This is a genomic window from Halorubrum cibi, assembly GCF_900182635.1.
Classification (GTDB): Archaea; Halobacteriota; Halobacteria; order Halobacteriales; family Haloferacaceae; genus Halorubrum; species Halorubrum cibi.
The window spans coordinates 42,121-64,243 of record NZ_FXTD01000003.1; the positions used below are offsets into that span (position 1 = coordinate 42,121).

Annotated in this window: 21 protein-coding genes; 14 read left to right on the forward strand and 7 right to left on the reverse strand. The window is 69.8% G+C overall.

All coding sequences use genetic code 11. The features are described 5' to 3' along the window. Positions 1–98: 98 nt before the first annotated feature. The 6 genes from rqcH (at position 99) to FN829_RS04620 (ending at position 6,793) form a co-directional block, all read left to right on the forward strand. Positions 99–2,312, forward strand: a complete 2,214-nt coding sequence (gene rqcH, locus FN829_RS04590; protein ID WP_142985828.1) for a ribosome rescue protein RqcH — start codon at positions 99–101, stop codon at positions 2,310–2,312. Positions 2,313–2,378: 66 nt separating this feature from the next. After that, positions 2,379–2,762, forward strand: a complete 384-nt coding sequence (locus FN829_RS04595) for a DUF5820 family protein (protein WP_142985829.1) — start codon at positions 2,379–2,381, stop codon at positions 2,760–2,762. A gap of 140 nt (positions 2,763–2,902) precedes the next feature. Continuing rightward, positions 2,903–4,402: an amidophosphoribosyltransferase gene (gene purF / locus FN829_RS04600; RefSeq protein ID WP_142985830.1), complete on the forward strand. Its 1,500-nt coding sequence runs from the start codon at positions 2,903–2,905 to the stop codon at positions 4,400–4,402. A gap of 374 nt (positions 4,403–4,776) precedes the next feature. Beyond that, entirely contained in the window at positions 4,777–5,280 is a 504-nt protein-coding gene (locus FN829_RS04610) for a winged helix-turn-helix transcriptional regulator (RefSeq protein WP_142985831.1), read from the forward strand. A gap of 88 nt (positions 5,281–5,368) precedes the next feature. Next, positions 5,369–6,058 carry an SCO family protein gene (locus FN829_RS04615; protein WP_142985832.1) on the forward strand — a complete coding sequence of 230 codons (690 nt, stop codon included), beginning with the start codon at positions 5,369–5,371 and terminating at the stop codon, positions 6,056–6,058. A gap of 87 nt (positions 6,059–6,145) precedes the next feature. Next, positions 6,146–6,793 carry a DJ-1/PfpI family protein gene (locus FN829_RS04620; protein WP_142985833.1) on the forward strand — a complete coding sequence of 216 codons (648 nt, stop codon included), beginning with the start codon at positions 6,146–6,148 and terminating at the stop codon, positions 6,791–6,793. Positions 6,794–6,860: 67 nt separating this feature from the next. Here the strand turns inward: FN829_RS04620 and FN829_RS04625 are convergent, their stop codons facing one another. Next, positions 6,861–7,292 (reverse strand): universal stress protein, encoded by a 432-nt coding sequence (locus FN829_RS04625; RefSeq protein WP_142985834.1) that lies wholly within the window; start codon positions 7,290–7,292, stop codon positions 6,861–6,863. 304 nt (positions 7,293–7,596) lie between these two features. Between FN829_RS04625 and FN829_RS04630 the strand changes: the two genes are divergently transcribed. Then, positions 7,597–8,016 carry a type IV pilin gene (locus tag FN829_RS04630; protein ID WP_449272320.1) on the forward strand — a complete coding sequence of 140 codons (420 nt, stop codon included), beginning with the start codon at positions 7,597–7,599 and terminating at the stop codon, positions 8,014–8,016. Positions 8,017–8,465: 449 nt separating this feature from the next. Then, complete coding sequence (locus tag FN829_RS04635) at positions 8,466–9,701, forward strand: M20 family metallopeptidase (protein WP_185955681.1); 1,236 nt, start codon at positions 8,466–8,468, stop codon at positions 9,699–9,701. Positions 9,702–9,749: 48 nt separating this feature from the next. On the opposite strand, the gene FN829_RS04640 is transcribed toward FN829_RS04635, so the two are convergent. The 3 genes from FN829_RS04640 to FN829_RS04650 form a co-directional block, all read right to left on the reverse strand. Continuing rightward, a complete protein-coding gene (locus FN829_RS04640; RefSeq protein WP_142985837.1) occupies positions 9,750–10,274 on the reverse strand; it encodes a DUF7109 family protein in 525 nt (174 codons plus the stop codon). Then, the gene (locus FN829_RS04645; RefSeq protein WP_246066444.1) at positions 10,271–11,440 is read right to left on the reverse strand and encodes a glycosyl transferase family 2; all 1,170 of its coding nucleotides are present in this window, start codon (positions 11,438–11,440) and stop codon (positions 10,271–10,273) included. Before FN829_RS04645 ends, FN829_RS04640 begins: the two co-directional genes overlap by 4 nt. Positions 11,441–11,548: 108 nt before the next feature. Next, the gene (locus tag FN829_RS04650) at positions 11,549–12,721 is read right to left on the reverse strand and encodes an MFS transporter (RefSeq protein ID WP_142985838.1); all 1,173 of its coding nucleotides are present in this window, start codon (positions 12,719–12,721) and stop codon (positions 11,549–11,551) included. Positions 12,722–13,000: 279 nt separating this feature from the next. Between FN829_RS04650 and FN829_RS15825 the strand changes: the two genes are divergently transcribed. Then, positions 13,001–13,171, forward strand: coding sequence for an HVO_0758 family zinc finger protein (locus FN829_RS15825; protein WP_185955682.1), 171 nt, complete (start codon positions 13,001–13,003; stop codon positions 13,169–13,171). Between the two features lie 66 nt (positions 13,172–13,237). On the opposite strand, the gene FN829_RS04655 is transcribed toward FN829_RS15825, so the two are convergent. After that, complete coding sequence (locus FN829_RS04655; RefSeq protein WP_142985839.1) at positions 13,238–14,344, reverse strand: aldo/keto reductase; 1,107 nt, start codon at positions 14,342–14,344, stop codon at positions 13,238–13,240. A 205-nt stretch (positions 14,345–14,549) separates the two neighbouring features. On the opposite strand from FN829_RS04655, the gene dacZ reads away from it, so the two are divergent. The 5 genes from dacZ to FN829_RS04680 all read left to right on the forward strand — a co-directional run bounded on the left by dacZ (position 14,550) and on the right by FN829_RS04680 (position 20,340). Continuing rightward, positions 14,550–15,383, forward strand: a complete 834-nt coding sequence (dacZ, locus tag FN829_RS04660) for a diadenylate cyclase DacZ (RefSeq protein WP_142985840.1) — start codon at positions 14,550–14,552, stop codon at positions 15,381–15,383. After that, positions 15,383–16,177, forward strand: coding sequence for a mechanosensitive ion channel domain-containing protein (locus tag FN829_RS04665; RefSeq protein ID WP_142985841.1), 795 nt, complete (start codon positions 15,383–15,385; stop codon positions 16,175–16,177). The genes dacZ and FN829_RS04665 overlap by 1 nt, the downstream gene beginning before the upstream one ends. Before the next feature lie 76 nt (positions 16,178–16,253). Continuing rightward, the gene (locus FN829_RS04670; RefSeq protein ID WP_142985842.1) at positions 16,254–16,952 is read left to right on the forward strand and encodes a GNAT family N-acetyltransferase; all 699 of its coding nucleotides are present in this window, start codon (positions 16,254–16,256) and stop codon (positions 16,950–16,952) included. Between the two features lie 29 nt (positions 16,953–16,981). Then, a complete protein-coding gene (locus FN829_RS04675) occupies positions 16,982–19,444 on the forward strand; it encodes a DEAD/DEAH box helicase (RefSeq protein WP_142985843.1) in 2,463 nt (820 codons plus the stop codon). 104 nt (positions 19,445–19,548) lie between these two features. Continuing rightward, entirely contained in the window at positions 19,549–20,340 is a 792-nt protein-coding gene (locus FN829_RS04680; protein WP_142985844.1) for an SDR family oxidoreductase, read from the forward strand. Positions 20,341–20,380: 40 nt separating this feature from the next. Here FN829_RS04680 and FN829_RS04685 read toward each other — a convergent pair whose 3' ends face one another. Both FN829_RS04685 and FN829_RS04690 read right to left on the reverse strand, forming a co-directional pair. Then, a complete protein-coding gene (locus tag FN829_RS04685) occupies positions 20,381–21,268 on the reverse strand; it encodes a hypothetical protein (protein ID WP_142985845.1) in 888 nt (295 codons plus the stop codon). 272 nt (positions 21,269–21,540) lie between these two features. Next, complete coding sequence (locus FN829_RS04690) at positions 21,541–22,074, reverse strand: DUF7344 domain-containing protein (RefSeq protein WP_142985846.1); 534 nt, start codon at positions 22,072–22,074, stop codon at positions 21,541–21,543. Between the last annotated feature and the right edge of the window lie 49 nt (positions 22,075–22,123).

Genomic DNA, 22,123 nt, shown 5'->3' on the forward strand with positions numbered 1-22,123 from the left:
TCGCCGGTTCCGTTTCCGCACGTTCCGTCCTACCGTTCCGTCCTACCGTTCCGCCCGCACAACGACACGCCTTTTCCCGGCCCGCGTGTGGGGCCCGTATGGACCCGAAGCGGGAGCTATCGAGCATCGACCTGAGCGCGCTCGTCACCGAGCTCGGCCGGTACGAGGGCGCGAAGGTCGACAAGGCGTACCTCTACGACGACGACCTGCTCCGGCTGAAGCTACGCGACTTCGACCACGGCCGCGTCGAGCTCATGATCGAGGTCGGCGACGTGAAGCGCGCGCACGTCGCGGACCCCGCCCACGTCGCCGACGCGCCCGGACGACCGCCGAACTTCGCGAAGATGCTGCGGAACCGCCTGTCGGGCGCGGACTTCGCGGGCGTCACCCAGTACGAGTTCGACCGCATCCTCACCTTCGAGTTCGAGCGCGAGGACGAGAACACGACGCTCGTCGCGGAGCTGTTCGGGCAGGGCAACGTGGCCGCGCTCGACGAGACCGGCGAGGTCGTCGGCTCGCTGTCGACCGTCCGGCTCAAGTCCCGCACGGTCGCGCCCGGCGCGCAGTACGAGTACCCCGCCTCCCGGCTCAACCCGCTCGACGTGAGCCTCGACGCGTTCGCCCGCCACATGGACGAGTCCGACACCGACGTGGTCCGGACGCTCGCCACCCAGCTCAACCTCGGCGGGCTCTACGCCGAGGAAGTGTGTTCCCGCGCCGGCGTCGAGAAGGAGATCCCGATCGACGAGGCGGACGAGGAGGTCTACCGGGCGCTCCACGGCGCGCTCGAGCGCATCGCCGAGCGGCTCCGCTCCGGCGACATCGACCCGCGCGTCTACGAGGAGCCGCTCGGGGACGCGGAGCTCGACGACGCGGACGCGGAGTCGGGCGACCGCCCCGTCGTCGATGTCACGCCATTCCCGCTGTCGGAACGCGAGGGGCTCCCGAGCGTCGGGTTCGACTCCTTCAACGCCGCCGTCGACGAGTACTTCTATCGGCTGGCGCGCGACGACGCGGAGGAGGCCGACGCCCCCGCCGACGCCTCGCCGTCCCGGCCGGACTTCGAGGAGGAGATCGCCAAACAGGAGCGGATCATCGAACAGCAGCGCGGCGCGATCGAGGGGTTCGAGGAGCAGGCGGAGACGGAGCGCGAGCGCGCGGAGCTCGTGTACGCCCATTACGACCTCGTCGACGAGGTGCTCTCGACGGTCCGGGAGGCCCGCGAGAACGAGGTCTCGTGGGAGGAGATCGAGGAGACTCTCGCGGCGGGCGCGGAACGCGGGATCGCGGCCGCGGAGGCGGTCGTCGACGTCGACGGGAGCGCGGGGACGGTGACGGTCGAGCTCGACCGCGAAAGCGGCGAGGGCGACGACGCCGGCGGAACCGTGACGGTCGAACTGGAGGCCGACGACGGCGTCGAGGTGAACGCCGACCGGCTCTACCGGGAGGCGAAACGGATCGAGGAGAAGAAGGCGGGAGCCGAGGAGGCGATCGAGTCGACCCGGCGGGAGCTGGAGGCGGTCAAGGAGCGCAAAGCCGAGTGGGAGGCGGCAGACGAGGACGGCGGCCCGGCGAGTGACGGCGAGGACGGAGAGGGCGACGGCGAGGACGAGGAGTACGAGGTCGACTGGCTCTCGCGGTCGTCGATCCCGATCCGGAGCCCCGACGACTGGTACGAGCGGTTCCGGTGGTTCCACACGTCGTCGGGCTACCTCGTCATCGGCGGGCGCAACGCCGACCAGAACGAGGAATTGGTGAAAAAATACATGGGCAACCACGACCGCTTCTTCCACACGCAGGCCCACGGCGGGCCGGTCACGCTTCTGAAGGCGGCGGGCCCCTCCGAGTCGGCGGACCCCGTGGACTTCTCCGAGGAGACGCTGCGGGAGGCCGCGCAGTTCGCGGTCTCGTACTCCTCGGACTGGAAGGACGGCCGCGGTGCGGGCGACGCGTACATGGTCGAGCCCGACCAGGTGTCGAAGACGCCCGAGAGCGGCGAGTACATCGAGAAGGGGAGCTTCGTGATCCGCGGCGACCGCACCTACTTCGAGGACGTGCCCTGCCGGGTCGCCGTCGGCGTCCAGTGCGAGCCGGTCACCCGGGCGATCGGCGGGCCGCCCTCGGCGATCGAGGGACGGGCGGCGACGAGCGTCACGCTGGAGCCGGGGATGTACGCCCAGAACGACGCCGCGATGATGGTGTATCGGACCCTCAAAGAGCGGTTCGCCGACCAGTCGTTCGTGCGGAAGGTCGCGAGCGCGGACCGGCTCCAGGAGTTCCTGCCGCCGGGCGGCTCCGACGTCGTCGACTGATCCCAACGGTCTCGTTCCGGCGACGCGAGCGCGACGTTTTAACTCCTCGACGGTCGGAATCGATCCATGAGCTTCGAGGCGCTGCCGGACGGCTGGCGGGTGTGGAACGAGGAGCCGAGCGGACGGGCGATCCTCGTCTACCGCCCGGACGTCTTCGACGGCGACGAGATCCCGGCCGAGTGTCTGCCGACGATCTACCTGACCAACGGGGCGCGGAACGCCCGTCCGGGATCGGGCCAGTACGCGACCGACGAGTGGCACGTGGTCCTCTTTTTAGAACCCGAGATCGAGGCGGTCGCGGAGACGCACGGGTCGCGCGAGGCCGGTGCGGCCGCCGCCGTCGACCTCGCGGCGCGGTTCGCCGCCGGCGACGTGGACTACCGGGCGGCCTATCAGGTCCCGCGAGAGACGTACTTCGATCGGCTCGACGAGCTCGTCGGCGGGGGGTGATCCGGCCGGGACCGGACGCTCCCGCGGTCTCCCGTTTCACGCGTGATGATCCATACTCGTGGATAATACCGGGAGTACATGTGGGCTCGAAAACCACGAACACGAGGGTTTTTATCGGTTCCCGTCCCAGGGTCGCGTACATGAACGCCGGTGGGGACCACGCCGACGACGAGCCGCGGGAGAAGTGCGGCGTCGTCGGCGTCTCGCTCGCGGAGAGGGACGCCGCGCGGCCGTTGTACTACGCGCTGTACGCGCTCCAACACCGCGGACAGGAGTCCGCTGGGATCGTCACGCACGACGGGTTCCAGCAGCACAGCCACGTCGAGCGGGGCCTCGTCGGCGACGCCTTCGACCCGGGCGATCTGGAGTCGCTGGCCGGCTCGACCGGCATCGGCCACGTCCGGTATCCGACCGCCGGTAGCCTCGACAAGAGCTGTGCGCAGCCCTTCTCGGTGTCGTTCAAGTCGGGATCGCTGGGGCTCTCACACAACGGGAACCTCGTGAACGCCGACGAGGTCCGCGAGGAACTGGCGGCCGCCGGCCACGCGTTCACCTCCGACGGCGACACGGAGGTCATCGCGCACGACCTCGCGCGGAACCTGCTGGAGGAGGACCTCGTCCGGGCGGTCAAACACACGATGAACCGGATCCACGGCTCCTACTCGCTCGCGATCACCCACGACGACACCGTCCTCGGCGTGCGCGACCCGATGGGGAACCGCCCGCTGTGTATCGGGGAACTCGAGGACGGCTACGTGCTCGCGAGCGAGTCGGCCGCCATCGACACCCTCGACGGGGAGCTGATCCGCGACGTCCGCCCCGGCGAGCTCGTCGTGCTCGAGCCCGACGGGTCCGGCTACGACACCTATCAGCTCGTCGAGTCCGACTCGACGGCGCACTGCTTCTTCGAGCACGTCTACTTCGCGCGCCCCGATTCCGTGATCGACGACGAACTCGTCTACGAAGTCCGCCGGAAGCTCGGTCGCAAGCTGTGGGAGGAGTCCGGTGTCGAGTCGGACGTGGTGATGCCGGTCCCCGACTCCGGGCGAGCGTTCGCCACCGGCTACGCCGACGCCGCCGCGGAGACGACCGCCGACGGCGACCCGCGACCCGAGGAGGACGATGGCATCGAGTTCGCCGAGGGGCTGATGAAGAACCGGTACGTCGGTCGAACGTTCATCATGCCGACGCAGGACGAACGCGAACGCGCCGTCCGGCTGAAGCTCAATCCGATCCGGTCGACCGTCGAGGGGAAATCTGTCACCATCATCGACGACTCCATCGTCCGCGGGACGACGTCGACACAGCTCGTCGAACTGGTGCGCGAGGCCGGTGCCGAGGAGGTCCATCTCCGGATCGGCGCGCCGCCGATCGTCGCGCCGTGTTACTTCGGCATCGACATGGCGACCCGAGAGGAACTCATCGCCTCGGACAAGTCGACGGAGGAGATCCGTGAGAAGATCGAGGCCGACTCGCTGTCGTACCTCTCGATCGACGCCGTCGCGGAGGCGCTCGACGCGAGTCGGGCGGACCTCTGTCTCGGCTGTGTGACCGGCGAGTACCCCTTCGACGTCGAGGGCGAGGCGACCGACAGGCCCGTCGAGAGCCCGTCGACTGACGCGCCCCCGGCCGACGACTGACTGCCGTCGATCGGTCACGATCTCCCTCTCCTCTCTCCCCTTCTCCTCCTTCTCCTCTCTCCCCTTCTCCTCCTTCTCCTCTCTCCCCTTCTCCTCCTTCTCCTCTCTCCCCTTCTCCTCCTTCTCCTCTCTCCCCTTCTCCTCCTTCTCCTCTCTCCCCTTCTCCTCCTTCTCCTCTCTCCCCTTCTCCTCCTTCTCCTCTCTCCCCTTCTCCTCCTTCTCCCCTTCTCCTCCTTCTCCTCCTTCTCCTCTCTCCTCTTCCTCCCTCTCCTCTCTTCACCTCCTCTCGCTTCACCTCATCTCACCTCCCCTCCCGGCGAGAGGGAACGCACGATCGGTTTTTACGCAGCGGTCCGGTAGCCTCGCCAAGGATCATGGTGGACACCAGAGCCCGGATACGTAGTCACGTTCGCGAGACGCCGGGCGTCCACTTCAACCGGGTGAGCCGGGAGCTCGACATCGCCACCGGGCAGGCGCAGTACCACCTCCGCCGGCTCGTCCGCGACGACGAGATAGCCGTCGAACGCGTCGCCGGGCGCGCCCACTACTTCGATCCGACCTTCGACCCCTGGGAGCGTCGTACGATCGCGTTCCTCCGGCGCGAGACGGCGAGAGCCGTCCTTCTCCGGCTCCACGCCGAGGGCACGACGCGACCGTCGGCGCTCGCCGCCGACCTCGATCTCGCTCGGAGCACCATCTCCTGGCACGTCTCGAACCTCGTCGACGCTGGGGTGATCGAGAAGTCCGCGGACCGACCGATGACCGTCGAACTGGCTCGACCCGAACGGACCGCCGAGCTGCTCGACGCCGTCTCGCCGTCGCTGCCGGACCGGATCGTCGACCGGTTCGTCCGGACGGTCGACAGCCTCTTCGAGTGAGGTGGATCCTGCCGAGGGGTCGGCGATCGGTGGCTCGTTCGACGACCGCACCAGACCGACTATGGCCCGGAAGTCCGTCGGATCCGACATGAGACGCCGAGCGCTGCTCGGGGGGATGGGCGCGGCCGCGACCGGAACCGTCGCCGGCTGTACGACGAGACTGCTGAACGACGAGCCGGAGGGAGTCGTCCTCGAACCCCAAGAGGACCAGATCGCGGACGCCGAGGACCTCTCGTATCCCGCCCACGGCCAGCCGCTGCCCGAGTTCGAGCTTCGCGCGCCGCTCGCCGGGGAGACGATAGCCAGCGAAGACCTCGATCGGACCGCGGTCGTCACGGCGATATTCACCTCGTGTCCCGCGGAGTGCGGGGTACTTCTCCACCGCCTCGTCGGAGTCCAACGCCGCGTCGACGAGGCGGGGCTGACCGACTCGGTCGTCTTCCTCCCGATCACGTTCGATCCCGAGCGCGACGACGCGCGGGCGCTCCGCGAGAACGCCGAGTCGCTCGGCGTGGATCTGGAGGCGGGAAACTGGCACTACCTACGGCCGGAATCGCCCGCGGACGCGGAGGCGGTGGTCGAAGACCGGCTGGGGATCGGCTTCGAGCGGACGACGGAAAGCGAACGGATCGAGGGGTACGACTTCACGCACGCCGTGGTGACGCTGCTCGTCAACCCGGACGGGGTCGTCGAACGGGCCTATCGCGGTGAGACCATCGACCGGGACCGCGTCGCCGACGACGTCGCCGCGGTGGTCGACGCGTTCCCGGCCGAGTGAGCGGTCCCCGCGATCCGGGACGGATCGGTCGAGCACCGGGACTGCCGCAGGGGGAACTCACATGGTCCGCGGCTGCCTTCCACCCGTATGAACGTCGACGTGCTGTTGTACGACGGGTTCGACGAACTCGACGGGATCGGCCCGTACGAGGTGTTCGACTACGCGATCGGCTACGCCGGGGAGGAGGCCGGCGACGACCCGAGCGACGGCGGCGGTCGCGTCCGCTACGTCACCCTCGAGGAGCGCGAGACGGTGACAGCGAGCCACGGGACCCGCGTCGGCGTCGACGGCGTCCTCCCCGAGCCCGGCGACGACGACGCGCCCGACCTGCTCGTCGTTCCGGGCGGGGGGTGGAACGCACGCGACGAGACCGCGAGCGCGTGGGCGGAGGCGAACCGCGGGGCGATCCCGGCCGCGCTCGCCGACCACCACGAGGCGGGAACCCGGATCGCGAGCGTCTGTACCGGGTCGATGCTTCTCGCCGAGTCGGGGATCACGGACGGCCGCCGGGCGGTCACCCACGCGGGCGCGGTCGACGAGCTCCGCGAGTCGGGCGCGAACGTGGTCGACGCCCGGGTCGTCGACGACGGCGACCTCCTGACCGCGGGCGGGGTCACCTCGGGGCTGGATCTGGCGCTGTACGTCGTCGAACTGGAGTTCGGCGAGGCGATCGCCGACCGAGTCGCGACCGTGATCGAGTACGAGCGTCGGTACGAGGTCGCCGGCCGCGAGTGAGGGGTTTTGAGGGGCTAGAGGGAGACCTCGAGGGATCTCGAGGGGTGTGGAGGAGAGGAGGAGGTGGTCACCCGTCGACGCTCGAAACGACTTCCCCGGAGCCGTCGACCGTGATCACCGTACAGTCGAGTTGGTCGCGGAGGTAGGAGTCGATGTCGGGATCCGAGAGGAGCTTCTGGACCATGCGCCGCCAGCGGCCCGCCTGCTTCGAGCCGATGACGACGACGTCGGCGTCCTCGGCGACGATCTCCTCGAGGATGGTCTCCTCGACGAGGAAGCCGCGCCGAATGACGAATCGGGCGCGCTCGACCCGGCCGACCCGGCCCTCGACGGCGCGTTTGAGTTCGCTTCGGGAGACGCCGCCGCTGTTCTGATACAGGTCGACGTGGAGAACGGTGAGTTCGGCGTCGCGCTCCTCGGCCACGCGAATTCCCTCCCGGAGCGTCGCCTCCGAGTGGGCCGTCACGGGATACCGGACCGGCACCACGACCAGAGTCATGTCGATATCGACGCGTTCGTCACGTAAATACGCTGTCGATACTCGGAACGATCGGGCGTTCTCACGAACGTCTCCGATTCGTTTCAAGTTCCAAAAACGAGGGAGATGTCAATAAGTACTTGTACGTGACGGACGAACGTTGGTATAACCGACGATCGGCGGGGAGAACGCCTCGAACGTGCGATATCGACTGACACACGATCGAGCGACTCCCGGGCGATCGACGGCGCATTCAATCATGTACGTACCCAATCCCTTCGACTCGGACGACCGTGCGGTAAGCCCCGTTATCGGGGTCATCCTGATGGTCGCCATCACGGTCATCCTCGCGGCCGTGATCGGCACTTTCGTTCTCGGTCTCGGCGACTCGCTCGGAGACAATCAGCCGACGGCGCAGTTAGACGTGAGTATCGAGGACGGTGCTAGTGACGAGAAGAACGTCACCATCGAACACGGCGGCGGCGACCCCATCGACTCGGAGACACTCGAGATCATCGTCACCGATGAGGATGGAAACGAAGCTACGGCATCCGGAGAGTTCTCGGATCGGTTCTCCGTCGGAGATGTTGAGTCAGGATCATTTGATGCTACAGACTCTCCTGGAGATACTGAGGAACTCCGCATCCGGATCATCCACCAGCCAAGCGAGTCGATCCTCGTTGATCAGACGATCGAGGTCGAAGATATCAATAGTATCGACGGCGGCAGCATCACGTTCAACTAGCTATCTTCTCTCCGCAGCTGAATTGTTTAAAGAGATCGAGAATACGTAGTTGCTGGTGCGGTGAACACGTCCAAAGCCCCAGTCGCGAGGGCTCACGGCTTCGCCGTTCGCCGGTCGAGGGCTCCCTCCGGTCGCCCTCGCATGACTCGCGCGGCTCGCTGTGCTCCTCGCTCAGTCGCTTCCGCTCCTTCGCTGCGGTGCTTACGTCGCCGGGCTTCGTCCTCGCGACTGCCCCTTTGAGTCCCACCCACCCGCACCGTCCCGCACCTCACGCCTCCCCAGCCTCGCGGCTCGCTCCGCTCGCCGCGTCCCTCGCGGGCGGTTCGCGCCCTTCGGGCGCTCACCGGCGCGCCACAGCCGGGTTTCGCTCTCGGGTGCGCATTCGATCCGAATCCGGCAGCCTCGGACGCGAGCCGTAGGTTTACCTTCGGTGGATGGGAGTTGATGACATGGTTTCCGACGCGGAACTGGAGGCGATAGGAGAGACGGTCGCGGATCTCGAGGACGAGGCGGTCGAGTTCCTCCGGGAGATGGTCCGGACGCCGAGCGTGAACCCGCCGGGCGACTACGCCGCGATCGTCGACCTGCTCTCGGCGCGCTACGAGGAGTACGGCTGGGACGTCGAGGTCGAGTACGCGCCCGAGACGCTCGTGGCGGAACTCGACCTACCGCACCCGCGACCGAACGTCCTCGCGTACGCGACCCGCGGCGACGGCCCGACGATCGCGCTCAACGCCCACGTCGACACGGTCCCGGTCGAGGAGTCGAACTGGACCCACGAGCCCTTCGGCGGCGCGGTCGAGGACGGCCGGCTGTACGGCCGCGGGGCGCGCGACTCGAAGGGCCGCATCGCCGCCTACACGCTGGCGACGCGCGCGCTGGAGGAGAGCGGGCTCCTCCCCGAGGACGCCACGCTCGTGCTGGCGCTGACCGCCGACGAGGAGACGGGCGGGGAGGCGGGCGCGGGCCACGTCGTCGAGAGCGGCGCGATCGAGGCCGACTACGCGATCGTCGAGGGGAGCACCTACGCGGTCGAGTACGCCTCCTCGGGCGTGCTCACGCTCCGGGTCGACGTCGAGGGCGCGTCCGCGCACGCGGGACTCGAACCCGAGGAGGGCGCGAACGCGGTGGTCGCGGCTGCGCGGCTCGTCGAACGCCTCGACGCGCACGGCGACGACCTCGCGACCCGCGAGAGCGCGGTTCCCGGCGTCGGGAGCGCCACCTGTACGCCCGCGACGATCGAGGGCGGCGACGCGAGCAACGTCGTCCCGCCGACCTGCTCGTTCACGGTCGACCGACGGGTGCCGCCGGACCACGACGCCGCGGCCGCCGAGCGGGAGGTCCGCGACGTCGTCGCCGACACGGACCTTCCGGCGGGCACGTCGGCGACGGTGACCGCGTTGAGCCGGACGAAGGCGTTCCTGTCGGACCCCGAGGACCCGCACGTCCGCGCGGTCGCGGCCAACGCGGACCGGGTGGTCGGCGATGTGCCCGTGCGCGGCACCCGCGGCGGCTCCGACGCCGGCCACTTCCACGCCGGCGGGACGAAGGCCGTCAAGTTCGGCCCCGGCGGCCGGGATTCGAACGTCCACGGCCCGGACGAGAACCTCGCGCTCGACCAGCTGCGGGACGCGGCGGTCGTGGTCGCCGCGAGCGTTCGCGATGTCGGCCGCGAGGAGGTGTGATCGGCCGCGATCGCGTGGCCCTCCGCGGCGCATCCACCGAACGCCGTCTCACTCGCCGTCCAGCTCGGCCACGATCCGCTCGCGGATCGGGCTCGCGTCCACCGGGGTCCACGCCTCGACGTCGTACGTCACGTCGACGAGCGTCTCCAGTCGGTCCGCGTCGCCCTCGTTCATCGCCGAGACGGCGTCCGCCGAGAGCCGGTCGTGGACCGCTTCCGAGAGGGTTCCCCGGTCGACCGCGCGGTCCGGGACGTCGAGGATGTGCGGGAGGTCCGCCGCGTTCTCCGGCAGCGACGGGAACGCGGCCGGGCCGACCGCGAGCGGATCGGCCGCCTCCTCGGGAGCGCCCTCGTCGGTCGAGACCGCCTCCGGCGGCACGCGAACCAGCGCGTACTCCGCGACTGCGGCGTCGATGGCGGCGTCGATCGCGTCCGGGTCGACCTCGGCTCGCCGCTTGAACGCGAGCTCCGAGACCGCCCGCGAGAGCTCCTCGCGGGTGAGCCACTCGAAGAGGTCGACGACGCCGGCGAGGTCGTCGCGGGCGGCGACGCTCGGCCCGGATCCCTCGCTCACCGGTCGCCACCTCCGGTCGGCGATCCGTCTCGACGGGGCGGACTCGCGGGGTCCGTCTCCGCGACCGCCTCCGCACTCGCGACGGCCTCCAGGTCCGCCCGTGCCGCCTCGGCGACCGCCGCGGGAGAGAGGGACGCGTCCTCCCACGCCGGAAGCCGAGAGTCAGGTCCCGGCTCGGCGACGGCGTCGACGTACGTCGCGACCTGATCGCGTTCGTCGGTGCGGTCGTACCCGAGCCCGTTGAACGCGGCGTCGGTCGCATACCGACCGATCAGTTCCTCGGCAGCTTCGCGGTAGCGGTCGGATAGCGTGTCGTACGCGACGTCGACGCCCGCGTCGTCGACGGCGCGAAGGGTCGCCGCGCCGACCGCCCGGCTCATGTCGGCGAGGCCGGTCGGACCGTCGACGGAGCGGTGATCGTGTTCGTACCGGCCGAGGTCGACCTGCGCGCTCCCCGCGAACCCGGCGTTCCGGAACGCCTCCCCGAGCGTGCCGATCTCGAGACCCCACCCGCGCTGGACTCGGAGCTTCGAGACGAGGTCGGCCGTCGCCGCGAACTCGCCGGCGAGCGCGTAGCGGAACGATTCGAGGTACGCCAACACGTCCGCGTCGTGGGCGTCCGCCAGCGCGCGAACGAGCGGCCGGAAGAAGAGCCGGAACAGCCGCCCGTACAGCGCGCCGTCCTCGACGCGGGCGTAGTACCCCTTCGAGAACTCGTGACCGTGGGCGAGCGGGAACAGGAGGCGGTTCACGAACGTAGGGGAGTACGTCGCCGTGTCGGCGTCGTGGACGACGACGAACTCCTCTCGCAGCGCCCGGCCGAGCGCGAGCCACACGTCCCGTCCCTTGCCGCGGTCGCCGTCGAGGCCGTGCTCGGCGAGCAGGTCGGCGAGCCGCGGCCCGTCACACCACAGCGTCTCCACGTCGAGGTCGAACCCGTCGAGCCAGGCCGCGAACGACCCGGCCCGGTCCGGCGTGGCGCGAAGGGGGACGATCACTCGCGCGGGGTCGACGCTCTCGAGGGCGGTGAGGACCCGTTCGGCCGCGAGCGTCCCGTACTCGCGTTCCGTCATCGGCACCACGACGGCCGCGCGCCCGGTCGGCGCGTCGGGGCGGTGGTCCGTCAGCGCGTGGAGCGTGGTCACGCGCTCTTGTACGTACTCCATTACCCGATCGGAGGGGGACGAGCCCCTAAATACGCACGATACCCGGGATCCGCGAGCGAGACGCGTTCGGCTCGGCGAGCGCGAAGCGTTCCTCGATGAGAGGCCGGCTCAGGTGTGCGCGGCCCCGCCGGGGACTCGGCCGACGGCGTTCAACACGGCGTAGACGACCACGAGGACGGCGAGTCCGGCGGCGGACGCGAGGAAGACGGCGTCGTAGCTCGCGCCGGCCTCGATCGCCTCGCCGACGACCCACGAGCCGGCGGCCTGCGTCGTCATCATGCCGGCGGAGTAGACGGCGTACGCCGACGCCCGCGACTCGTCGGGCAGGGAGCCGAGCAGGTACGTGTCGCCGGCCGGAAACAGCATGTGGACGGAGAAGCCGACGAGCACGCTGGCGAGGACGATCGCGACGAGCCCCGACGCGAGGACCGCGAGCACGACGCTGACGAGGAAGGCGGTCACGATCCCGAGGATGTACGGGACGTTCGGGAGCCGGTCCGCGATCTCGCCGGAGACGATGAAGGCGGGGACGCCGGCCGCGAAGATCACGGTGAGGAGGTTTCGGGCGGTCGCCGGCGGGAGCCCCTTGTCGATCATGTACAGCTCGTAGAAGTTGAACAGCCCCTGCCAGACGAAGCTCGCCAGCCCGACGAGCACGACGCCCGCGACGATGAGCTTCCACTCCGAGCGTGCGCCCCCGAAGAAGTCCGTGTCGCTGCGGCCCGCGTCCGGGAGGTCGGTCCGGCGGGCCAAGGCGACGATGAGGACGGTCGTGAGCGCGGCCGCGACCGCGAGGCCGTAGAACGCGTACCGCCAGTCGTACCACAGCGTGACCGTGACCACGGGCGCGGCGATGACGGCCGACAGCTGGCTCGCCATGCCGTGGATCCCCATCACGCGCCCGACGCGCTCGGGGAACAGCTCCGAGACGAACGGGTTCGCGGCGACGAAGTAGACGCCGGAGGCGCTCCCGACGACGAACGCGGCGAGCATCAGCGTCGGGACGCCGGGCGCGAGCGCGACGCCGAGCGCACCGAGTGCGAGCATCACGCCCGAGGCGAGGACGACGCCCACGCGGGAGGTCCGGGTGAGAACCCAGCCTGTCGGGATCCGCGGCGATGCGGAGCCGAGCCACGCGAGCGTGACGATGAGTCCCGCCGTCCCCTCGCGGATCGTGAACTCGTCGATGAACTCCCCGACGAGCGGCGCGAACACCACCCGCGCGAAGTTCGCGAGGAAGACCATCGCACACAGCGAGCCGAACAGCCGGTTCCGAGACACGGTCGCCGTTTCCGGGGAGCCAGTACAAACGTTGCGGAACCGGCCGCTCTCCCCCGATCCCGTCGCCGGTTCTCGGTTCGATCGCGGTTCGGCTGCGATTCAGCCCCGATTCGGCCGTGGTTCGTCGCGGTTTAAGCGGCACCCGTGGCGCGGTTTCGACCTCGGTCACGCTCGTGAACCTCCCCGCTCCGCCCCGCCATCGGCGGGACTCCTCGGCCGTCTGACGCTCGTCGTCCGCCGTGCGGGGTTTTTATACCCACCGACGACGAACGTCGGCACATGAAATCCACGCGCAAGGCGCTACGGGACGGTGACCTGTTCAAGGACACCTACGAGCGGCTCAACTGCGCGGCGTGCGAGAAGGTACTGAAAAAGCAGAACGACCCCGACGAAGTGTTCTCGGTCCGCATCTGTCCGGAGTGCGGCGCCGAGTTCAAGGAACTCCGGTAGCCGCGGTCGCGCGGTTCCGTCCTCCATTCGTTTCTCGTCGTCGCCCCGTCGTCGCCCCGTCGACGCCTACTCGAAGACCGCGTCGAACGCCGACGCGCCGAGCGGGTCGAACGTCCCCGCGGCGACGTTCTCCCGCAGGTGGTCTGGGTCCGTCGTCCCGACGAGCGAACAGGTCACGCCCGGCGCGCTGCGCGCGAAATTGAGCGCGCGCTGGGCCGGCGTGTCGCCCGAGAGCCGCGCGTCGACGCCCGTCGGGATGGCCCCGTCCGCCGTCAGATCCCCCTGCCCGACGCTCGCGCTCGTGACCACCGAGAGCCCGGCCTCGTGGGCGAACTCGAGCGTCGAGATCGGCTCGCCGTCGGGGTCGTCGGGGAGAAACTGATTCGCCCGCGTGAACGCGTCGGCCATGCGGACGTTGAAGGGGAGCTGTATCGCCGCGAAGCCGTGGTCGTCGTCGGGACCGACCGACTCGCCGGCCGCCTCCGCCCGGGAGAGAACCTCCCGAATCGAGAGGTACGCGTCCGCGTCCTCGGCGACGCGGAACGCGTCCCACGTCGCGACCCCGTACGCCCCGACGTCGCCCGCGATTCGTCGGCGTTCGAGCGCCTCGAAGGCGACTTCCAGGGCCTCGTACACCGCCTCCCGCGACCGCTGGGCGAGTTGCGTCTCCGGGTTGTGGACGTAGTAGCAGTCGACCGTCTCGAGGCCGAGCCGGTCGAGCGAGCGGTCGAGCGACCACTCCAGGTACCCCGGCGCGAGCGAGTGCGCGCCGGCGAGATCGCCCGGATCGACGATCCCCGGGTCGACGAACCGCTCCCGGAGGTACGCGGCCGGGTCGTCGGGGCGCTCGCCGTCGAACGGGAGGAACCCGCCCTTCGTCGCCACCACGACCGCCTCGCGGTCGACCGTCGCGTCCCGGAGCGCCTCACCGACCACTCGCTCCGACCGCCCGCACCGGTAGTTCGCGGCGGTGTCGACGTGGTTGACTCCCGACTCGATCCCGAGTCGGAGCGTCTCCCGGAGGGCGTCGTCGACGGCGTCGGTCGGCTCGCCGAGGTACGTCCCCAGACCGACGCTCGAGGCGACGCCCGGTCCGAACCGTCTGAAGTGGGTCCGTCCGAAGGCGTCGCCGAACGCGTCGCGGTAGCCCCAGAGGGCGTCTCGGGTGGCCATGATCGTCCGGACCGACGCGCGTGAGGCATAAAACGTGCGCGACCGGACCGCAGCCGGCCGATCGACGGCCGTCGACGGCCGTCGACGCCCACCGGCGACGCCCATCGACAAATCGACGTGACATCGCGATCGACGCTTCGAGCGTCTGACGCCCGTACGACGCCGACACAACGGTTTTACGTCCTCCCGAAGTCGTGACAGGACGATGGCGTCACTCACCGACCACCTGGCCGAGCTCGTCGAGGACGCCGACGCGGTGCTCCTCTTCTCGCCGACCGCCTCGTTTCACGACCGATTCGTCGCCGACGAGGCGGGCGATCGGAGCGACGAGCGGGCGGAGATCGTCGTCGTCGCCCCCGACAACGACGTCGACGCGGACCCGTTCGTCGAGCTTCCCATCCCCTTCCGCGACGTGCGCGACCGGATCCGGTTCGGGATCGAGGGGGCGATGGAGTCCGACCTCGTGGCCGAGGGCGACGAGGTCGTCTGCGTCGTCTCCGTCTTCGAGGGCGAGTCCGACGCGGTGATCCGCGTCACCGTCGACGAGAACGTCCACACCGGCATCTACGACCTCTTCGTCGAGTCCCGCGCCGATCCGGGCGTCATCCGCGACGTCCTCGAGGTCGCCATCGAGCTCGGCAAGAAGGGTCAGAAGGGGAAACCCGTCGGCGCGCTGTTCGTCGTCGGCGACGCGGGCAAGGTGATGAACAAGTCCCGATCGCTCTCGTACAACCCCTTCGAGAAGTCACACGTCCACGTCGGCGACCCCATCGTGAACGTCATGTTGAAGGAGTTCTCCCGGCTCGACGGCGCGTTCGTGATCTCCGACTCGGGGAAGATCGCCTCGGCGTACCGCTACCTCGAACCCGCCGCCGAGGGCGTCGACATCCCGAAGGGGCTCGGGGCCCGGCACATGGCCGGCGGCGCGATCACCCAGGACACGAACGCGACCGCGATCGTCCTCTCCGAGTCCGACGGCCTCGTCCGGGCGTTCAAGGGCGGACGACTCGTCTTAGAGGTCGATCCGGAGGAGTACTGATGACGGGGGCGGACCCGGCCCGAACCGCGGGCGAACTGCTCGGCGTCGTCCCCGATCGGGTGTGGCTCGCGCTGTTCGTCCTCGTGCTCGGGCTCGCGCTGGCGATCCTCGTCGGGGTGATCAACCGCCGGCTGCTGGTCCGCGCCGGCGTCCCGGAGGCCATCGAGGGAACGACCTTCGAGCGCACCGCCCGCGAGTTCGACACCTCGACCGTTCGGATCGTCGCCAAGCTGTCGACGTACTTCATCGTCGCCGTCACCGTCCTCGTCGCGTTCACGGTCGCGGAGGTGCGCTACGTCGACCTCTTCTGGTCGGACGTGGCCGCGTTCGTCCCGCGGCTGTTCGTCGCCGTCCTCGTGGTGATCGTCGGGGTCGTCGTCGGGGACAAGGCCGAACTGCTCGTCGCCGAGCGGCTTCGCGGGATCAAGCTCCCCGAGGTGGGCGTGCTTCCGACGCTCGTGAAATACAGCATCGTCTACGTCGCCGCGCTCATCGCGCTCGGCCAGGTCGGCGTCCAGACGCTCGCGCTCGTCGTGTTGCTCGCGGCGTACTCGTTCGCGGTCGTCCTCCTGACCGCGCTCGCGACGAAGGACCTCCTCGCGGCGGGCGCGGCGGGGATATTCCTCCTGTTGCGCCAGCCGTACGGGATCGGCGACGAGATCCGCGTCGCCGGGCAGCGCGGGATCGTCCAGGAGGTCGACCTCTTCGTGACCCACGTCGAGACCGACGACGGCGAGCACGTCCTCCCGAATCACGCGGTCTTCCGCGAGGGGATCGTGTTGATCCGGGAGTGAACCTCTCGTTCGCCCGGATTCTCACGCCGTGAAAGTCGTTGGCACGCTTATGCGGGCGGAGCACCGAGAGACGCGTATGAGCGCCGACTCCGACGACGCTGACGCCGCCGACGTCGCGGACGAGACGGGTGTCGCCTGCGGCGGGTGGGACGGCAGCGAGTGCGAGGGGACCGTCCACTGTCCCCCCCGCTGTCCGCGGTTCGTCGACAAGCTCGGGGACCGGTGGACGGTTCGACCCGCCGACTCCGGGGACGCGGACCGACTCGTCGGGATGTACGAGGCGTTCACGATCGAACACCGCGCGCAGGGGCTCCCGCCGGCCGGACGCGAGCGCCGCATCGAGTGGATCGAGTCGCTCTTCGAGGAGGGAAGCAACGTCGTCGCCGAGCGCGGCGACCGGCTCCTCGGACACGCGGTGTACACCCCGACGGACGCCGCCCGCCCCGAGATCGCCGTCTTCGTCCACCCGGACGCACAGGGTCGCGGGGTGGGAACGGAGCTCTGTCGACACCTGATCGCCGACGCCGCGGCCGGCGGGCGCGAGGCGCTCGACCTGTACGTGACGTTCGACAACAAGGCCGCCCGGCACGTGTATCAGGCGCTCGGTTTCGAGACCGTCGAGCGCGACGGCGACATCCACATGGCGCTCTCGCTCGAGGACCCCATCGCGACCGAGGTGCGCTGGCCGCCGGTCGTCCGCGACGGCCCGACCGCCCCCCCGAGAGACGACTCGGACCGTCACGACACTCCGCTTCACCCCGACCACAACGGTTAGGCCCGCCCGGTCCCGACGGACCCGTACCCGTGGGTGACGCCATCGAGTGGCTGCGGAGCCGGCCCTATTACGAGGGACAGATCGCCGAGCACCGCCGACTCCCCGCCCGCGAGCCCGAGTACGCCGACGTCGACCTCGAGCCGCGGCTCGCGGACGCGCTCGCGGACCGAGGCGTCGACCGCCTCTACCGCCACCAGGCCGAGGCGATCGAGGCCGTCCGCGACGGCGACGACGTCGTCTTAGCCACCGAGACCGCGAGCGGGAAGTCGCTCGCGTACACCGTCCCCGCCTTCGAGGCCGCGATGGAGGACGGCGGGCGGACGCTGTACGTCGGCCCGCAGAACGCGCTGATCGCCGACCAGGAGGAGTCGCTCTCGGAGCTCGCGCGCGGGCTCGGCTTCGGCAGCCGGGTCTCCGTCGCGTCGTACACCGGGCGGCTCTCGCGGGCCGAGAAACGGGACGTGCGCGACGCCCGCCCGACCGTCCTCCTGTCGAACCCGGACATGCTCCACTACGCGCTTCTCCCGTACGCCGGGCGTCTCTGGGAGTGGTTCTTCTCCTCGCTGGAGCACGTCGTGATCGATGAGGTCCACAACTACCGCGGCGTCTTCGGGACGGGCGTCGCGCTCGCGATGCGTCGGCTCGCGCGAACCTGCGAGCGGTTCGGGGCGGACCCGACGTTCGTCTGCTGTTCGGCGACGATCGACAACCCGGTCGAACACGCCGCGACGGTCACGGGCCGCGATCCCGACGGGATCACCCTCGTAGACGAGGACGCCTCCGGCCGGGGACCGCGCGACTGGGTGTTGTGGAACCCGCCGGAGTACGACGACGACTGGGCGGAGCGCGGCAGCGGCCGCCGCAAGTCGAGCCATACGGAGAGCAAGCGGCTGTTCGTCGACCTCGTCGCGAGCGGCCGCCAGACGCTGGCGTTCACGCGGGCGAGACAGACCGCCGAGCAGTACGCCACCGACAGCGCGAGCGACCTCCGAGAGCGCGGCGAGCGCGACCTCGCCGGAAAGGTCGGCGCGTACCAGGCGGCCCTGAAGGACGACCGCCGCCGCGAGATCGAGGCTAACCTCCACGCGGGCGACCTCCGGGGCGTCTGGTCGACGAACGCGCTCGAGCTCGGCGTGGACGTGGGCGGGCTCGACGTCGTGGTCCTCGACGGCTACCCCGGAACGCGGATGTCCGCCCGACAGCGGGCCGGCCGTGCCGGGCGGGGGTCGGACCCGGCCCTGGTGGTGATGGTCGGTGGGGAGGACCAGCTGGACCAGTACCTGATGACCCACCCGGAGGACTTCTTCGAGGCCCCGCCGGAGGACGCGATCTGCGACCCCGAGAACGACCGGCTCCTCCCCCGACACGTGGCGTGTGCCGCCGACGAGTCCTGGCTCTCGCCGGCCGACGAGGCGCACTTCGGCGGGTCGTTTCCGGAGGTCGTCGCCGACCTCACGGCGGAGGGAACGCTGGATCGGCGGGAGACCGCGGACGGGATGCGCTGGACGTACGCGGCCTCTCAGAGCCCCCAGCACGCGATGAGCTTCCGGACCACCGAGGAACGCGAGGTCGAATTGGTCGACGGCTCGAACGGGGAGTCGATCGCCACGCTCGGCTTCGTCGACGCACTCCGGGACGCCCATCCGGGAGCGATCTACCACCAGCAGGGACGCACCTACGAGGTCGCCGACCTCGATCTCGACCGGAACGTCGCGGAGCTTCGGTCGTCGTGGGCGGACTACTACACCCAGCCGCTCACCGAGAAGTCGATCACCGTCGAGGAGGACCTCGGGGAGCGGACGCTGTCCGCGCGCCCGGACGTGCCGGTCCGCTTCGCCGATGTGACCGTCACGGAGCGGGTCACCGGATTCGTCCGCAAGGACGCGGCGACCGGCGAGTCGCTCGGCGAGTCCGCGCTCGACCTGCCCGAGACGACGCTCCGGACGCGGGCGCTGTACTTCCCGGTGCCCGAGGACCTGGAGTCGGCGATGCGGACGATCGGGGCGGCCGGCGGGAGCGATGACGGAGACGCCGGCGACACCGGCGGTGAGGGCGACGACGCGGTCCCGAACGACGACGCGGCCCCCGGCGGCGAACACGCGTTCAACGGCGGGATCCACGCGGCCGAACACGGGATCATCTCGCTGTTTCCGTTCCACCTGCTGTGTGATCGCGGCGACGTCGGCGGGATCTCGACCCCGTACCACCCGCACACCGACGCTCCGGCGGTGTTCGTCTACGACGGCTACCCCGGCGGCGTCGGCCTCACGCGGCGGGGTCACGCCCGGATCGAGGAGCTGATGGAGCGGACCGCCCGACTGATCGACGGCTGCGACTGCGCGGACGGCTGCCCCTCCTGCGTCCAGTCGCCCCACTGCGGCAACGCCAACGAGCCGCTCGCGAAGGCCCCCGCGGTCCGCCTGCTGGAGTCGCTGACGGACGGGGGGAAGACCGACGAGGCGGACGCGAGCGCGGCCGACCCGGCGGAGTGAGTCGCGGAGCGTTCTCCGAACACTTCGCTCCGGCCGCTCCGTCCGGCCCTCGGGCCGACGTGTCGACGCACCCTTTTGTGCCTCCGGACGGAGAGGGACACGCCATGGATCTGAACCTCGACGGCGACGCGGCGTTGGTCACGGCATCGAGCAGCGGCCTGGGACGGGCCTCGGCGAAGGCGCTCGCCCGCGAGGGGGCGGACGTGCTCGTCAACGGCCGCGACCCCGAGCGTCTGGCGCGGGCCGTCGAGGAGGTCGAGTCGGTCGCGACGGGCGACGTCGTCGGGCAAACGGCCGACATCACCGAGAAAGACGAGGTCGAGGGACTCGTGACGCGGGCGATCGACGAGTTCGGCCGCCTCGATCACCTCGTCACGAGCGCGGGCGGGCCGCCCCCGTTTCGACCCCTGGAGACGGACGACGAGGAGTGGTACCGCGCGTACGACCTGCTCGTGATGAGCGTCGTCCGAGCAGTCCGGGCGGCGGCCCCGCACCTCCGCGCGGACGGCGGCGGCACGATCGTGAACATCGCCTCCAGAACGGTCAAGGAGGCCGCACCGAGCAACGTCCTCTCGAGTTCCGTTCGCATGGGCGTCATCGGGTTGGAGAAGACCCTCTCGACGGAGCTGGCACCGGAGGTGCGCACGAACGCCGTCCTGCCCGGTTCACACGAGACGCCGCGGATCGAGGAGCTGATCGAGTACGCCGTCGACCGCGGCGAACTCGAGAGCTACGAGGCCGGCGTCGAGGCGCGGACGGAGGGCGTTCCGCTCGACCGTCTGGGCGATCCGAAGGAACTCGGCGATCTCGTGGCGTACCTCTCCTCGCCGCGGTCGAGCTTCCTCAACGGGCAGGCCGTGACGATCGACGGGGGCGCGGGTTCCTCGACGCTGTAGGATCGACGGCGGTGCGGGTTCCTCGACGCCGTTGGGTCGATCACGCCCCGGCCGCGGCGCGTTCGAGCGCCGCGGGGTCGACGTCGGCCTCGAAGAGCCGCGCGCCGCAGGCCTCACACGTCGCCGCGAGCACGTCGTACCGCCGGCAGCAGGACTCCACGACGGTCGCGTCGAGCGTCACGACCCCGTCACACGTCGGGCACGCCTCCACGAACAGCCGGAGGCTCCCGAGCAGTTCGCTGCGCCTGGCCGTCGAGAGACTCTCCCACCCGTCCCATCGGTCCGCGAGCGTCGACGCGGCGGCGAGGTCGGCGAGGAACGCCTGTCGGGACTCCCAGCGACCCGCGGGCTCGTTCTCGATGGACGCGACGTAGGCGTGACCGTGGTCCGTCAGGGCGACGGTCTCCGTCTCGGAGTCCGCCGCCGCGTCGAGATCCAGGAACGCCGCGAGCGCGGCCTCGTCCTCGTCGGCGTCGGCGAGGTTCCGAGCCTCCCGCCGCCACGCGTCGTGGAACCGCTCCTCGAGGACGAAGTCGTCGATCGCCGGATCCTCGAGGAGGACGCCGGCCTCGACGAGGGCGGTTGCGGGGTCGAACGGTCCTGACTCCGTCGACTCGGCGACCGACTCGGCGGGCGTCCCGCTCGCGAAGCCGTCCCGCTCCGGGCCCTTGTCGAACAGCGCGAGCACCCGGTCGGGGAGGTACCGCTTCGTCAGCGCCGGCGTCCCGGGAACGAGGTAGCCGCGGACCCCGATCGTCGCGGCGGCGACGGCGAGGACGGCGACCGCCCAGCCGACCGAGACGGTCGCGACGGCGATGGCGAGTCCGACGGCGATGACGAGGTTGACTATCGTACACGGGAGACAGCGGTTCGACCCGGTGTACCGCGGGTCCCGAAGCCAGATCGGGAGGCGAGATAACGCGTCCATGCCTCATAGGGAGGCGACGACGGGACATAGGTATGACACCCCTACCGACGCGGACCCGTCACGGACCGAACCCGCGGGGTCGGTCCCGACGGGAGTCGGAGACGCCGCCGCCGTCGGCGAGGTTCGTCGACCGGATCGCGCATAATCGGTGATTGATCGGTGATCGATCGGTGGTTAATCGGATGTTCACGGAGGTTTATCAGCGATCGGGTCGGGTTCGAACGCGAAAAGGTCGAATTCGAACGCCGAAAAATCACGGTCGCGGGAACGACTCACCCGAAGAGCGCGTTGAGGTACACCCACCGGTCCGTCCACAGCTGGTAGCCGAGCGAGGCCGCGAACGAGGCCAGGAAGACGCTGACCCAGAGTACGGGGTCGAGCGCCGAGATCACCGGGACGCCGATCAGCGCGGCGAGGACGACGAAAAGCGAGAGCGTCCCGAGCAGGCTGTAGTACTCGCTCCAGGTGATCCCGTAGGGCGTCACGACCTCCATGTACACGTCGACGCAGCGGGCCTCCTCGGCGAGCCGGATCGTCTTCCGGTCCGACTCGTACTCGACGATCCCGCGTCTGTCGAGTTTCGGGAGATGCGTTTGGTGAAGCGAGTTGTAGACGCTGTTGCGGACGTTCTTCGGCGGGGGTGACTCGCCGGTCTCGTGTTCGGCGATGGTCTCCGCGAGCTCCCGCAAGGTGGTCGTTCCGACGGTGTCCTGTAGATGCTTGATCGTTTGACACCTGCGCTCGTTGCGCAGCAGGTCGTGGATCTCCGTTTCGGGAAGCCCGCCGTATCGATCGGTTATCGCCATGTCTCGTGATCCGACTCGTGTTCGGTCCGAGTCATCAATACCCACACTA